Here is a 14,714-nt window from a genome sequence, read left to right as displayed (position 1 = left end):
CGAAGTTCGCCACCGGGTCGTGCCGGAGTCGGCGCGCGTAGTCCGCCTCGGCGGCCAGCGCGTCGGCGAGCGCGTCCCGTTGCCGGCCCCACGGTCTGATCGGGAACACCACGATCAGCAGCGCCTGCACCAGGCCGCCGACGGCGATCAGCCCGGCGTGCTCGGCCGCTCCCGCGACGGACGTCGGCAGGGTCACGGTGATCAGCATCACCGCGACGGTCTGCGTGGCCACCAGCCCGGAGACCGGCCCCACCGCCCACGCCATGCCCGCCAGCAGCGTCCAGGCGGCCAGCAGCAGGAGGAACAGGACGTGGCTGTAGGCCGCCAGGTAGCCGAGGAACGTGCTGACGGCCAGTCCGACCGCCACGCCCAGCGCCAGCACCGGCCTCGGACGCCAGCTGCGCTGGAACGTCGCGAGGCCGGCGGCGAAGGCGCCGAACGCGGAGGAGACGGCGAGGGCGGGGCTGCCGTAGGTGAGCATGAGGGCCATGACGATCGCCACGCCCGCTGTGCTGCGTACGGCCACCAGGGGTTCGAGGGTGGCCCGCTCGATGGTCAGGCCGGTGCGGGCCGTTTCCTTGAGGGCGCTCAACCAGGGCATGATCTTGAGCTTACGTTCCGGACGATCAGGTTCCAGAATGAGTTCGCCCCGGTCCCTCCCCCAGAGGGGGACCCCCATTCACCGTTTCTCACAGGAGCTTCGCCCCCGCGGCCCCAAGCGCCCTCCTACTTGTGACTCGGGAACCCCAGATCCACCCCACCGTCCTCCGGATCCGGCCACCGCGTCGTCACGACCTTGCCCCGCGTGTAGAAGTGAACCCCGTCGTTCCCGTAGATGTGGTGGTCCCCGAACAAGGAGTCCTTCCAGCCGCCGAAGGAGTGGTACCCCACCGGCACCGGGATCGGCACGTTCACGCCCACCATCCCCGCCTGCACCTCCAGCTGGAAGCGGCGCGCCGCGCCGCCGTCGCGCGTGAAGACGGCGGTGCCGTTGCCCCAGGGCGAGGCGTTGATGAGGGCGATCCCCTCCTCGTACGTCTCCGCGCGCAGCACGCACAGCACCGGGCCGAAGATCTCGTCGCGGTAGGCGTCCGCGTCCGGTGACACCTTGTCGAGCAGCGACAGGCCGATCCAGTGGCCCTTCTCGTACCCCTCGGCCTCGACCGTGAAGCCGGTGCCGTCGAGGACGACCTCGGCGCCCTGCGCCGCCGCGCCGCGCACGTACGAGGCGACGCGGTCGCGGTGCTCCGCGGTGATCAGCGGGCCCATCTCGGACGTCGGGTCGGAGCCCGGGCCGATCTTGATCTTCTCGGCGCGGTCGCGGATCTTCGCGACGAGCGCGTCGCCCGTGTCGCCGACCGCCACCACAGCCGAGACGGCCATGCACCGCTCCCCCGCCGAGCCGTACGCGGCCGACACCGCGGCGTCCGCGGCGGCGTCCAGGTCGGCGTCGGGCAGGACGAGCATGTGGTTCTTGGCGCCGCCGAGCGCCTGGACGCGCTTGCCGTGCGCGGAGGCGGTGGCGTGGATGTGCCGGGCGATCGGGGTCGATCCGACGAACGAGACGGCGGCGACGTCCGGGTGCTCCAGCAGCCGCTCCACCGCCACCCGGTCGCCGTTGACGACGTTGAGGACGCCCTCCGGAAGCCCGGCCTCCGCGGCCAGTTCCGCCAGCAGCAGCGCCGCCGACGGGTCCTTCTCGCTCGGCTTGAGCACGAACGTGTTCCCGCACGCGATCGCCAGCGGGAACATCCACATCGGCACCATCGCCGGGAAGTTGAACGGCGTGATGCCCGCCACCACCCCCAGCGGCTGCCGGATCGCGGCGACGTCCACCCGGTTCGACACCTGCGTGGACAGCTCGCCCTTGAGCTGGGTGGTGATGCCGCAGGCCAGCTCGACGATCTCCAGGCCGCGCGCGACCTCGCCGAGCGCGTCCGCGTGCACCTTGCCGTGCTCGGCGGTGATCAGCCGGGCCAGGTCGTCGCGGCGCGCGTCGAGCAGGGCGCGGTAGGCGAAGAGGACGGACGTCCGGGCGGCCAGCGAGGACGTCCCCCACGTGGCGTACGCGGCCTTCGCCGCCGCCACCGCGGCGTCCACCTCCTCCGCCGACGCCAGCGCGACCCGCGTCGTCACCTCGCCCGTCGCCGGGTCCGTGACCGGCCCGTACGCGCCCGACGCGCCCTCGACGGCCCGGCCGCCGATCCAGTGGCCGACGGTCTTCGTTTCCGACGTCATCTCCACGTCTCCTTCTTCGTCTTCGGGCGTCCCTCGAAGATCCTTCTTCGTCTTCGGGCGTCCCTCGGAAACCGGCCCCGCCATCCCTCGCCCATCCCACGCTCACAGATGGCGGCGGCGCCCCGCGACCCCCCGCTCGTACTCCTCCAGGGCCCGCACGGCGGCCGGGCGGGTCGCGGTGCGGGCGACGGGCACATCCCACCACGCCTGGGCGGGCGGCGCGCCCGGCACACTGTCGGGCGTCGCGGTCTCCACGTGGACACATGTGGGCCGCGTCGCCGCCCGCGCCGCCGCCAGCGCCTCCGGCAGCTCGCCGGCGGTCCGGACGCGGAACACGTCGAGGCCGAGGGAGGCCGCGTTGGCGGCGAGATCGACCGGGAGCGGGTCGCCGGTGTACGTGCCGTCGGGCGCCAACCGCCGGTACGCCGTGCCGAACCCCTCCGCGCCCACCGCCTCCGACAGACCGCCGATCGACGCGTAGCCGTGGTTCTGGAGGATCACCACCTTGATGTCCAGCCCCTCCTGCACCGCCGTCACCAGCTCCGTCGGCATCATCAGATACGTGCCGTCGCCCACCAGCGCCCACACCGGGCCGCGGCCCGCCAGCCGGACGCCGATCGCGGCCGGGATCTCGTAGCCCATGCAGGAGTAGCCGTACTCGACGTGGTAGTCGCCACCGCGCGAGCGCCACAGCCTGTGCAGATCGCCGGGGAGCGAGCCGGCCGCGTTGACGAGCACGTCGGTCCCGTCGGCGAGGCGGTCGAGCGCGCCGAGGACCTGGGCCTGCGTCGGACGGGCGGACGGGTCCGGGTGCGGCGCGAAGGCCCGTTCCACCTCCCGGTCCCAGGCCGCCCGTCCCCCGGCGTACTCCCGCGCGTACGCCTCCGGCACCCGATAACCGTCGAGCGCCCCCGCCAGCGCCTCCAGGCCCGCCCGCGCGTCGGCCGCCACGGCGAGGCCGGCGAGCTTGTGGGCGTCCGCGGACGAGATGTTGAGGTTGACGAAGCGGACGCCGGGGGCGGCGAAGAGGGTGGACGAGGCGGTGGTGAAGTCCGTGTAGCGGGTGCCGACACCGACGACCACGTCCGCCGTCCGGGCCAGCGCGTCGGCGACCGCCGTCCCCGTGTGCCCGATGCCGCCGACGTCCGTGGGCGTCGCGTGGTGCAGGGCGCCCTTGCCGGACTGGGTGCAGGCGACCGGGATGCCGGTGGTCTCGGACAGCGAACGCAGCGCCGCCTCCGCGCCGCTGTGCCGGACTCCGCCGCCGCAGACCAGCAACGGCCGGCGCGCCGACCGGAGGACGGCCGCCGCCTCCGCCACGGCCGCCGGGTCGGGGGCCGGGCGGCGGACGTGCCAGACGCGGTCGGCGAAGAACTCCTCCGGCCAGTCGTACGCCTCCGCCTGCACGTCCTGTGGCAGGGCGAGGGTCACCGCGCCCGTCTCCACCGGGTCCGCGAGGACGCGCATGGCCTGGAGCGCGGCCGGGACCAGCGCCTCGGGACGCGTGATCCGGTCGGACCACCGCGACACCGGCCGCAGGCAGTCGTTGACGGACACGTCCCCGGCGCCCGGGTGTTCGAGCTGCTGGAGGACGGGGTCGGCCGGGCGCGTCGCGAACGTGTCGCCGGGGAGCAGGAGGACGGGCAGGTGGTTGACGGTCGCGAGGGCGGCGCCGGTGACGAGGTTGGTGGCGCCCGGGCCGATGGACGTGGTGACGGCGTGCGTGGACAGCCGGCCGGCGGTGCGTGCGTAGCCGACGGCCGCGTGGACCATGGCCTGTTCGTTGCGGCCCTGGTGGAACGGCATGCGGTCGCGGCCGGTCTCCAGGAGCGCCTGCCCGACTCCGGCGACGTTGCCGTGCCCGAAGATGCCCCAGCAGGCGGCGATCAGGCGGCGGCGCTCGCCGTCCCGTTCGGTGTACTGGTGGGCCAGGAACTCCACCAGGGCCTGGGCGACGGTCAGCCGCCGGGTCCCTGAAGTCTTCATCGGGCGTCTCCCGCGGGGTAGAACGGCAGCCGGGGGTCGGCCGGCTGCCGGGGCCAGGTGGCGCGGATCCAGGCGTGGTCGGGGTGGTCGCGGATCAGCCACTCCCGGGGGCCGGGGCCCGCCATGACGTTGAGGTAGTACATCGGGTGGCCGGGCGCGGCGACGGACGGGCCGTGCCAGCCGTCGGGGATCAGCACCGCGTCGCCGGTGCGGACCTCCGCGAGGACATCGGTTCCCCCGGCGCGGGAGGGCGACACCCGCTGGTAGCCGAGGCCCGGTTCGCCGCCGGGGCCGGGGGCGATCTCGAAGTAGTAGATCTCCTCCAGCCGGGACTCCTCCCCCGGCCGCTCCTCGTCGTGCTTGTGCGGCGGGTACGAGGACCAGTTGCCGCCGGGCGTGAGCACCTCGACGGCGATCAGCCGGTCGCAGGCGAACACGTCCGCCGCCGCGAAGTTGTTGACCTGCCGCGAACAGCCGCCCGCGCCGCGCAGTTCGACGGGGACGGCGGGGGCGGACCCGTACCGGGCCGGGAAGCGCTGCTCGCAGCGCGCCCCGGCGAGCGCGAACCGCCCGCCGGCCGGCGCCGTGACGGTGACGCGCGTGTCCCGGGGGACGTACGCGAAGTCGGTGACGGCGGTGAACACGCTGTCCCGCCCGTGCAGGGTGAACGTCCCGTCGTCGAGGACGTCGACCGTGCAGCCGCCCGCCAGCGGCAGCACGATCCACTCGCTGTCGCCGGTGGCGAAGGCGTGGGTTCCGCCGGGCGGGAGGGTCAGGATCCGCAGCGACGAGCGGTCCCAGCCGGCGCGGGCGGGGTCGACGTCCAGCGCGTAGGGGCCGCGGGCGGCGCTGCCGGCGGGGAGGTGGGTCATGGGTGCGGGCTCCTGCGGGTCGGGGGCGGGGCCAGGCGGAACGGGATCGGGCGGAGCGAGGCCGGTCCGGACCTCCCGGCCTCCACTCCTCCCTTCCCCCGGCCGCGGACGGGGACGCGTGGGGCGTTGGGGGCGTGGGTCTGCCCCTGTCCCTCCCTCAGAGGGGGGCACCCCCAACGGGCTGAGTGGTCAGCCGCACCGGACCAGCCCCGCCACCCGGTCCACCGCCTTCGCCACATCCCCGTCCGGCGGATAGAGCAGCGCCCGTCCCGCCACCATCCCCCGTACCCCGGGCAACCGCAGCGCCGCGCCCCACCGTTCGTAGGCCCGTTCGGCGTCGTCGGGGCGGGGGCCCGCGTCGCCGCCGAGGAGGACGACGGGGAGAGTGGTGGCCCGGAGCACCCGGGCCATGGCGCCGGCGTCGGCGGTGACGGGGACCTTGAGCCAGGTGTAGGCGGAGGTGGCGCCGAGGCCGGAGGCGATGGTGAGGGAGGTGGTGACGGCGTCGGGGGTGAGGTCGGTGTGGAGCGGCCCGCCGGCCCCACCAGGCCCGTCCCGCCGGCACAGGAACGGTTCGACGAAGACCGGCAGCCGGTGCGCGGCCATCGCGTCGACGGCCCGGGCGGCGCACTCCAGGGTGCGCAGCGAGCCGGGGTCGTCCGGGTCGATGCGGAGCAGCAGCTTCCCGGCGTCGAAGCCGCGCCGCGCGAGGTCCTCGGCGCTCGGGCCGGTGAAGCGGTCGTCGAGCTCGAAGGAGGCGCCGGCGAGACCGCCGCGGTTCATGGACCCCATGACGACCTTGCCGTCCAGGGCCCCGAGCAGCAGCAGGTCGTCGAGGATGTCGGAGCTGGCCAACACACCGTCCACGCCCGGCCGGGAGAGCGCGAGGCAGAGGCGTTCCAGCAGGTCGGCGCGGTCGGCCATGGCGAGGGGGCGGCCGCCGGCGGAGAGGGCGCCGCGCGCGGTGTGGTCGGCGGCGACCACCAGCAACCGGCCGGAGGGCCCGAGCAGCGGGCGGCGCGGGCGGCGGGCGGCGGCCTCGGCGATGGCCTCGGGGTGCCGGCTGCGGACGGTGGTGAGGTCGGCGATGCGCGGGCGCGGGGTCATGGCCGTTCGCCCCCGTTGGCCGCCAGCAGCGCCTCGACCTCCTCCGGCCGCGGCATGGCCGACGAGCAGGCGAGCCGGGAGGCGACGAGGGCGCCGGCGGCGTTGGCGTAACGGAGGACGTCCGACAGCGGGCGGCCGGCGAGGAGGCCGTGGCAGAGGGCGCCGCCGAACGCGTCACCGGCGCCGAGGCCGTTGAGGACCTCTACCGGGACGGGCGGTACGTCGGCGCGGGTGCCGTCGCGGTGCAGGGCTAGGACGCCGGCGGGTCCCCGCTTCACGACGGCGAGTTCCACGCCGGCGGCGAGCAGCGCGCGGGCGGCGGCCTCGGGTTCGCGTTCGCCGGTGGCGACCTCGCACTCGTCGAGGTTGCCGACGGCGACCGTCGCTTGCCGGAGGGCCGCCGCGTAGTGGGGGCGCGCGGCGGCGACCGCCGCGGCGCCCGTCCGGCCGCCCGCGCCGGAGGCGCCGCCCTCCCCGCCCCAGAACAGCGGCCGCCAGTCGAGGTCGAAGACGGTGTGGCCGCGCCGTTCGCGGGCCGCGAGCGCGGCGAGGGTGGCGGACCGGCTGGGCTCCTCGCACAGGCCCGTGCCGGTGACCCAGAGGATGCGGGCGGCGCGGATCGCCGCCAGGTCGAGTTCCTCGGGACGGATCTCCAGGTCGGGGGCCTTGGGGCGGCGGTAGAAGTACAGCGGGAAGTCGTCGGGCGGGAAGATCTCGCAGAAGGTGAGGGGCGTCGGGTAGGCGGGGACGGGCGTCACCCACCGGTCGTCGACGCCGAAGCCGCGGAGTTCGGCGTGCAGGTAGGCGCCGAAGGGGTCGGCGCCGGTGCGGCTGATCAGGGCCGTGCGGCGGCCCAGCCGGGCGGCGGCGACGGCCACGTTGGCCGCCGAGCCGCCGAGGAACCTCCCGAAGGCGTCCACCTCCGCCAGCGGTACGCCGGCCCGGAGCGGATAGAGGTCCACGCCGAGCCGGCCCATGGCGATCAGGTCGTGGCTGTCGGGGGGCTGCGGTCCGTCCGGCTCGCTCATGGGGTCAGGTGTAACCGGGCCCGCCGAACACTGTCAAGGATTTGTCCTTACATATTGACGTCCTCCACCTGTCACTTGACGTTACGTCCGTATGTCCTGTCGAAGCCTTGACACCCTCTCACCGGCCCAGGAAGCTACGGACATCCCCGGTGAGACCTCGTCCGAGAGGAGAGCCGCATGCTCGACCGGATCCGCGTCGGTTCGGCGCCCGACTCCTGGGGCGTCTGGTTCGCCGACGATCCCGCGCAGGTGCCCTGGCGGCGCTTCCTGGACGAGGTCGCCGACGCGGGCTACCGCTGGATCGAGCTCGGCCCGTACGGCTATCTCCCCACCGACCCCGCCCGGCTGCGCGACGAGACCGCCCGGCGCGGCCTGGGCGTCTCGGCCGGGACGGTCTTCACCGCCCTGCACCGCGGCCCGGCCGTCTGGGACGCGACCTGGGAGCAGGTCTCCCGGGTCGCCTCCCTCGCCCGCGACACCGGCGCCCGCCACCTCGTCGTCATCCCGTCCTTCTGGCGCGACGACCGGACCGCCGAACGCCTGGAGGACCCGGAACTGACCCCCGACCAGTGGCGACACCTGGCCGCCGGCACCGAGCGGCTCGCCCGGGAGGTCCGCGACGCGTACGGGCTGGAGATCGTCGTCCATCCGCACGCCGACACCCACATCGACACCGAGGAGCACGTCGCGCGCTTCCTCGACGCGACCGATCCGGAGCTGGTGCGGCTGTGCCTGGACACCGGGCACTACGCGTACTGCGGGGGTGACAGCGTCAAGCTCATCGAGACGTACGGGGAGCGGATCGGGTACCTCCACCTGAAGCAGGTGGATCCCGAGGTGCTTGCCGACGTCGTCGCGCGGGGGACGGCGTTCGGGCCCGCGGTGCGGCAGGGGGTGATGTGTGAGCCGCCTCGCGGCGTGCCGGCCTTAGAGCCCGTGCTCGCCGCCGCGGCGCGCCTCGACGTCGACCTGTTCGCGATCGTCGAGCAGGACATGTATCCGTGCGCGCCGGATGCTCCCTTGCCCATCGCGCGGCGGACGCGAGCGTTCCTGCGCTCGTGCGGCGCGTAGCGCCGCGTGGTTTGACCCCTGCCCCGCCCTTCACCGTTTCTTGCGGGGGCAAGCCCCCGCACCCCCGAAGCGCCCTGCGGGCGCTGTCCTCAAACGCCGGACAGGCTGATTCAGCCCGTCCGGCGTTTGAGGACGAGCGGCGAAGCCGCGAAAAGGGGGTCTGGGGCGCAGCCCCAGGAAACGGCGAAGGGGCGGGACCGGGGCACCCCTCCCACCCACAAGGACCCACCGCATGAGAAACCTCCGCATCGCCCTCTTGGGCGCAGGCCGCATCGGCGCCTTCCACGCCACCACCCTCACCCACCACCTGGAAGGCGTCACCGACCTCCTCATCGCCGACGCCGACCCGCCCCGCGCCGCCGCCCTCGCCGCACGAGTCGGGGCGAAAGCACTCGACGCGCCGGAGGAGGCGTTCACGGCGGGCGCCGTCGACGCCGTCGTCATCGCCACAGCCACAGCCGCCCACGCCGACCTGATCACCCGAGCCGCCCACGCCCGCCTCCCCACCTTCTGCGAGAAGCCGATCGCCGTCGACCTCCCGGGCACGGCCCGCGCCCTGGCTGAGGCGGAGCGAACGGGCACCCTGCTCCAGATCGGCTTCCAGCGCCGCTTCGACGCCGGCTACCGCGCGGCGCGCGAGGCGCTGCGGAGCGGGCGGCTGGGGCGGGTGCACACGATCCGGGCGGTCACCTCCGACGCGGCGCCGCCGCCGGCGGAGTTCCTCCCGCTCTCCGGCGGGCTGTTCCGCGACTGCATGGTGCACGACTTCGACACGGTCCGGTGGCTGACGGGACGCGAGGTGACCGAGGTGTACGCCCGGGGCTCGGACGCGGGCGCGCCGGCGTTCCGGGAGCACGGTGACGTGGACACCGCGTGCGCACTGCTCACCCTGGACGACGGCACGCTGGTCTCGGCCACGGCGACCCGGTACAACGGCGCGGGCTACGACGTCCGTACGGAGCTGTGCGGGGAGCGCGACCAGTGGGCGGTGGGCCTGGACGAACGGACGCCGCTCACCTCCGCCGAGCCGGCCGGGCCGGGCGCACCCCGCCGCCCCTGGCCGGGTTTCCTCGAACGGTTCGAGAGCGCGTACCGTGCCGAGCTGGACGCCTTCGTGCGCGCCGTGCGCGGCGCACGGAACAGCCCGTGCCCCGGTCGCGAGGGCCTGAACGCCCTGCTGATCGCCGAGGCGTGCGAGCTCTCCCGCCGGGAGAACCGGCCGGTGAGCCCGGCCGAACCGGCCGCGGCGGCCGGGCTCGGCTGACCGTCCGGACGGCGCGCGTCCGAACACCACGTCGCCACCGGGTTACGACCGTCACGACCCGGTCAGTCTTCCTCGACAGCCGTTCGACAGCTCCGCCCGCCCGGCTCGCCCGGACCGCCCCCGGAGCGAGGCTGCGTGATCGAGAACGGCAGCGCCGCGGACCCCCCGACGGACCCCCTCCGTGGCCGCGGCGCAGTGGAGAGGCGCGAGAGATGACCGACCGTCGACTCTGGTCCTACAAAGAGATCGCCGCACACATCGGGGTGCAGACCGATACGGTGCGGTCCTACCGCAAGCACGGTCTGCTGCCGGCCCCCGACCTCACCGAGGGCGGGAAACCGTACTGGTTCGCCGACACCATCCGGCTGTGGGTCGCCGAACGCCCCGGCAACCGGGCCCGGCGCGAGCGCCGGGGCTGAACCGCCCCGGACCCCGCACCGATACCCCCGGGGGGTACGATGGCGGCGCAGCGCCAACCGGTCCACTTCACCGAGGAGCACAGCATGACGCACGGAACGACCGCCGGCACCACCACCGTCTACCAGGTGACCGGCATGACCTGCGGCCACTGCGAGAGCGCGATCGGCAGCGAGCTCTCCGCGCTCGACGGGGTGACCTCCGTCAAGGCCGAGGCGTCCGCGAACCGGGTCACCGTGGTCTCCACCGGCCCGCTGGACGACGAGGCCGTCCGGGCCGCCGTGGACGAGGCGGGCTACGAGCTCGTGGGCCGCGCCTGACCCCCACCTCCGCCGCACCCACCCCGGCGCGCCCCCGTACGACAAGGGCCCTGATTTCCGTTCAGGGCCCTTGCCCTTTTCCGTCCCCTTTGAGTGACGAAAACAAGAGACCTAGATCACAGCAATTCCGGGGTAACCATTCCGCACCTGGATTGGTCTAACCAGGCAGTGCTGGATCGTCTTGGGGGACGGGCCGGCCACGCGTGGCCGGGACACGTACCCGGGGAGCTTTGAGCGGCCCTCCCGTCCGTACGTTGTCCCGGCAGATCGCGTCCGAGAGGCGGCGCACCCGGTGCGCCGCGGGAACGGTGAGCGCGCGGCGCGCATACGGACTCCCGGGCGGATCCCGTGGGGGGAATCCGCTTCGGGACGGAAAGCGCCCCGCTCCGACCCGTGGGGGGATCGGAGCCGGGGCGCTTTTCATTGATGCCATGTACAACTTCCTCGATTGCCATGTACATGTGCTACGTACATCATCTTTTTTATTAGGGGTAACCGCCGGTATCCCCTTGACATGTCAGTGCCGGTACGCGAACGGCGCCCCCGCCGTCCCCAGGAGGGGAGGCGAGGGCGCCGTACCAGGCGGCCCCTACGGGCGTCAGCGGCCCTCGACGGGCACGAAGTCCCGCTCGACGACGCCGGTGTAGATCTGGCGCGGGCGGCCGATGCGCGAACCCGGCTCCTTGATCATCTCGTGCCACTGGGCGATCCAGCCGGGCAGCCGGCCGAGCGCGAAGAGCACGGTGAACATCTCGGTCGGGAAGCCCATCGCCCGGTAGATGAGACCGGTGTAGAAGTCCACGTTGGGGTAGAGGTTGCGCGAGACGAAGTAGTCGTCGCTGAGCGCGTGCTCCTCCAGCTTCAGGGCGATGTCGAGCAGCTCGTCGTCCTTGCCCAGGGCCTTGAGGACGTCGTGCGCCGCCGCCTTGATGATCTTCGCCCGGGGGTCGAAGCTCTTGTAGACGCGGTGCCCGAAGCCCATCAGGCGGACGCCGTCCTCCTTGTTCTTCACCTTGCGGATGAAGGAGTCGACGTCGCCGCCGGAGTTCTTGATGGACTCCAGCATCTCCAGGACGGCCTGGTTGGCGCCGCCGTGCAGCGGGCCCCACAGGGCGTTGATGCCCGCGGAGATCGACGCGAAGAGGTTGGCCTGCGAGGAGCCCACCAGGCGCACGGTCGAGGTGGAACAGTTCTGCTCGTGGTCGGCGTGCAGGATGAGCAGCTTGTCCAGGGCGTTGACGACGACCGGGTCCAGGTCGTACTCGGCGGCCGGCACCGAGAAGGTCATGCGCAGGAAGTTCTCGACGTAGCCGAGGTCGTTACGCGGGTAGACCACGGGGTGGCCGACGGACTTCTTGTACGCGTAGGCCGCGATCGTCGGCAGCTTGGCGAGGAGGCGGATCGTGGAGAGATCGCGCTGCTTCTCGTCGAAGGGGTTGTGGCTGTCCTGGTAGAACGTCGACAGGGCGCTGACCACGGAGGACAGCATCGCCATCGGGTGGGCGTCACGCGGGAAGCCGTCGTAGAACCGCTTGACGTCCTCGTGCAGCAGGGTGTGGCGGGTGATCTCGTCCTGGAAGCGCGCCAGCTCGTCGGCGGTCGGCAGCTCACCGTTGATCAGCAGGTACGCCGTCTCGATGAACGTGCTGCGCTCGGCCAGCTGCTCGATCGGGTAGCCGCGGTAGCGCAGGATGCCCTGCTCGCCGTCCAGGTAGGTGATGGCGGACTTGTAGGCGGCGGTGTTGCCGTAACCGGAGTCCAGGGTCACCAGACCGGTCTGGGCACGCAGCTTGCCGATATCGAAGCCCTTGTCACCGACGGTGCTGTCGATCACCGGGTAGCTGTACTCGCCGTCCCCGTAACGCACTACTACAGAGTTGTCGCTCACGTCATCCCTCACCGACGTTGTGCCTCTTCTTCGAGGTGCCCTGACTACCCCTACCTTCCCCCATTTGGACGCGGTCCGTGCACTCGGGGTCGGCCATAGGGCCCAAGAGCGGCACTGAGTGCCGTCCAGCGTGCCATCCTGCCCCCTTCGCCCCGATTGGTAAACCGCTCAGAGACGAACACCACCTCCCATGGCGAGCCGGTGATCGAGAGCGGTGCACCGCCGGCCCGCCCCCACCGTGCGTACCGCCTGCCCCAGAGCGCGCCGCGAGCCGACGAGGACGACGAGGCGTTTTGCCCGGGTTACCGCCGTATAGAGAAGGTTGCGCTGGAGCATCATCCACGCGCCCGTCGTCACCGGGATCACCACGGCCGGGTACTCGCTGCCCTGGGAGCGGTGGATGGTGACGGCGTAGGCGTGGGCCAGTTCGTCGAGTTCGTCGAAGTCGTAGCCGACCTCCTCGTCCTCGTCGGTGCGGACGGTCAGCCGCTGCTCGACCGGGTCGAGACCGGTGACGACGCCGACCGTGCCGTTGAAGACGCCGTTCTCGCCCTTCTCGTAGTTGTTCCGGATCTGCGTCACCTTGTCGCCGACCCGGAAGACGCGCCCGCCGAAGCGGCGCTCGGGCAGGTCCGGGCGGGCGGGGGTGACGGCCTGCTGGAGCAGCCCGTTGAGGGCGGCGGCCCCGGCCGGGCCGCGGTGCATCGGGGCCAGCACCTGGACGTCCCGGCGCGGGTCCAGCCCGAACTTGGCCGGGATGCGACGCGCCGCAACGTCCACCGTGAGCCGGCCGGCCGCCTCGGTGTCCTCCTCGGCGAAGAGGAAGAAGTCGGCGAGGCCCGTCGTCACCGGCGGCAGACCCGAGTTGATGCGGTGCGCGTTGGTGACCACGCCGGACTGCTGCGCCTGCCGGAAGATGCGGGTGAGGCGGACGGCGGGGACGGGGCTGCCGGGGGCCAGCAGGTCGCGCAGCACCTCGCCCGCGCCGACGGACGGCAGCTGGTCAACGTCCCCGACGAGCAGCAGGTGGGCGCCGGGGGCCACCGCCTTGACCAGCTTGTTGGCCAGCAGCAGGTCGAGCATGGACGCCTCGTCGACGACGACCAGGTCGGCGTCGAGCGGCCGGTCCCGGTCGTACGCGGCGTCGCCGCCGGGCTTGAGCTCCAGCAGCCGGTGGACGGTGGACGCCTCGGCTCCGGTGAGCTCCGCCAGCCGCTTGGCGGCGCGGCCGGTGGGCGCGGCGAGGACCACCTTCGCCTTCTTGGCGCGGGCGAGTTCGACGATGGACCGGACCGTGAAGGACTTGCCGCAGCCGGGGCCGCCGGTGAGGACGGCGACCTTGTCGGTGAGCGCGAGCCGGACCGCCTCCCGCTGCTCCGGGGCGAGTTCGGCGCCGGTCCGGGCGGCGAGCCAGGTCAGGGCGCGGTCCCAGTCGACGTCCCGGAAGGCGGCCAGCCGGTCGTCCTCGGCGCGCAGCAGCCGGGACAGCTGGGCGGAGAGGGAGAGTTCGGCCCGGTGGAAGGGGACGAGGTAGACGGCGGTGACGGGCAGCCCGTCCTCCGGCCCGGGCACGCTCTCGCGCACCACCCCCTCCTCCTCGGCGGCGAGTTCGGCCAGGCACTCGATCACCAGGCCGGTGTCCACCTGGAGGAGCTTCACCGCGTCGGCGATCAGCCGTTCCTCGGGCAGGAAGCAGTGCCCCTGGTCGGCGGACTGCGAAAGGGCGTACTGGAGACCGGCCTTGACACGCTCCGGACTGTCGTGCGGGATGCCGACGGACTGCGCGATGCGGTCGGCGGTGAGGAAGCCGATGCCCCAGACGTCGGCGGCCAGCCGGTACGGCTCCTTCCGGACGACGGAGATGGAGGCGTCGCCGTACTTCTTGTAGATGCGGACGGCGATGGAGGTGGAGACCTCGACGGTCTGGAGGAAGAGCATCACCTCTTTGATGGCCTTCTGCTCCTCCCAGGCGGCGGCGATCTTCCGCGTCCGCTTGGGACCGAGACCGGGGACCTCGATCAGCCGGCCGATCTCCTCCTCGATGATCCGGAGGGTGTCGGTGCCGAAGTGCTGCGTGATGCGGTCGGCGAAGATCGGGCCGATGCCCTTGACCAGGCCGGAGCCCAGGTAGCGGCGGATGCCCTGGACGGTGGCGGGGAGCACCGTCGTGTAGTTCTCCACCGTGAACTGGCGGCCGTACTGCGGGTGGGAGCCCCAGCGCCCCTCCATCCGCAGCGACTCGCCGACCTGGGCGCCGAGGAGCGAGCCGACGACCGTGAGCAGGTCGCCGGCGCCGCGGCCGGTGTCCACCCGGGCGACGGTGTAGCCGTTCTCCTCGTTGGCGTAGGTGATGCGTTCGAGCACCCCTTCGACCACTGCCGGTTGCGCCATGGAGTGACGGTATCGCCGGGGTACGACATCCCCTGCCGCGGGGACGATTCGAGGGACGCCCCGAGGACGATCCAAGGGACGCCCCCGGGGACGCTTCGAGGAAAGCCCCGAGGACGATCCGGGGGAAGCCCC

12 protein-coding genes are annotated in these 14,714 nt (G+C 73.0%); 4 read left to right on the top strand and 8 right to left on the bottom strand.

The annotated features are described in order from the left end of the window. The 6 genes from JNW98_RS08305 to iolC all read right to left on the bottom strand — a co-directional run. The coding region (locus tag JNW98_RS08305; protein ID WP_308015522.1) for an FUSC family membrane protein at positions 1-601 on the bottom strand (601 nt) is incomplete at its 3' end. A 125-nt stretch (positions 602-726) separates the two neighbouring features. Next, entirely contained in the window at positions 727-2,238 is a 1,512-nt protein-coding gene (locus JNW98_RS08300; RefSeq protein WP_223767446.1) for a CoA-acylating methylmalonate-semialdehyde dehydrogenase, read from the bottom strand. Positions 2,239-2,340: 102 nt separating this feature from the next. Continuing rightward, positions 2,341-4,224, bottom strand: coding sequence for a 3D-(3,5/4)-trihydroxycyclohexane-1,2-dione acylhydrolase (decyclizing) (gene iolD / locus JNW98_RS08295; protein ID WP_223767445.1), 1,884 nt, complete (start codon positions 4,222-4,224; stop codon positions 2,341-2,343). Further along, complete coding sequence (iolB, locus tag JNW98_RS08290) at positions 4,221-5,096, bottom strand: 5-deoxy-glucuronate isomerase (RefSeq protein WP_223767444.1); 876 nt, start codon at positions 5,094-5,096, stop codon at positions 4,221-4,223. The genes iolD and iolB overlap by 4 nt, the downstream gene beginning before the upstream one ends. Positions 5,097-5,285: 189 nt before the next feature. Next, positions 5,286-6,203 carry a Cgl0159 family (beta/alpha)8-fold protein gene (locus JNW98_RS08285; protein WP_223767443.1) on the bottom strand — a complete coding sequence of 306 codons (918 nt, stop codon included), beginning with the start codon at positions 6,201-6,203 and terminating at the stop codon, positions 5,286-5,288. After that, complete coding sequence (iolC, locus tag JNW98_RS08280; RefSeq protein WP_223767442.1) at positions 6,200-7,231, bottom strand: 5-dehydro-2-deoxygluconokinase; 1,032 nt, start codon at positions 7,229-7,231, stop codon at positions 6,200-6,202. Before iolC ends, JNW98_RS08285 begins: the two co-directional genes overlap by 4 nt. A 177-nt stretch (positions 7,232-7,408) precedes the next feature. On the opposite strand from iolC, the gene JNW98_RS08275 reads away from it, so the two are divergent. The 4 genes from JNW98_RS08275 (at position 7,409) to JNW98_RS08260 (ending at position 10,303) form a co-directional block, all read left to right on the top strand. Beyond that, positions 7,409-8,302 carry a sugar phosphate isomerase/epimerase family protein gene (locus JNW98_RS08275; RefSeq protein WP_223767441.1) on the top strand — a complete coding sequence of 298 codons (894 nt, stop codon included), beginning with the start codon at positions 7,409-7,411 and terminating at the stop codon, positions 8,300-8,302. A 232-nt stretch (positions 8,303-8,534) separates the two neighbouring features. After that, positions 8,535-9,566, top strand: coding sequence for a Gfo/Idh/MocA family protein (locus JNW98_RS08270; RefSeq protein ID WP_223767440.1), 1,032 nt, complete (start codon positions 8,535-8,537; stop codon positions 9,564-9,566). Positions 9,567-9,778: 212 nt separating this feature from the next. Further along, positions 9,779-9,985: a helix-turn-helix transcriptional regulator gene (locus JNW98_RS08265; RefSeq protein ID WP_223767439.1), complete on the top strand. Its 207-nt coding sequence runs from the start codon at positions 9,779-9,781 to the stop codon at positions 9,983-9,985. A gap of 84 nt (positions 9,986-10,069) precedes the next feature. After that, the gene (locus tag JNW98_RS08260; RefSeq protein WP_223767438.1) at positions 10,070-10,303 is read left to right on the top strand and encodes a heavy-metal-associated domain-containing protein; all 234 of its coding nucleotides are present in this window, start codon (positions 10,070-10,072) and stop codon (positions 10,301-10,303) included. Between the two features lie 598 nt (positions 10,304-10,901). Here the strand turns inward: JNW98_RS08260 and JNW98_RS08255 are convergent. Then, complete coding sequence (locus tag JNW98_RS08255) at positions 10,902-12,191, bottom strand: citrate synthase (protein ID WP_223767437.1); 1,290 nt, start codon at positions 12,189-12,191, stop codon at positions 10,902-10,904. 168 nt (positions 12,192-12,359) lie between these two features. Further along, positions 12,360-14,582, bottom strand: coding sequence for an SF1B family DNA helicase RecD2 (recD2, locus tag JNW98_RS08250; protein WP_223767436.1), 2,223 nt, complete (start codon positions 14,580-14,582; stop codon positions 12,360-12,362). Positions 14,583-14,714: the final 132 nt, after the last annotated feature.

The sequence above is a fragment of the Streptomyces huiliensis genome, assembly GCF_020037025.1.
Taxonomy (GTDB): domain Bacteria; phylum Actinomycetota; class Actinomycetes; order Streptomycetales; family Streptomycetaceae; genus Streptomyces; species Streptomyces huiliensis.
Note: the sequence above shows the minus strand (reverse complement) of the source record. Positions and strands in the feature narration are given on the sequence as shown.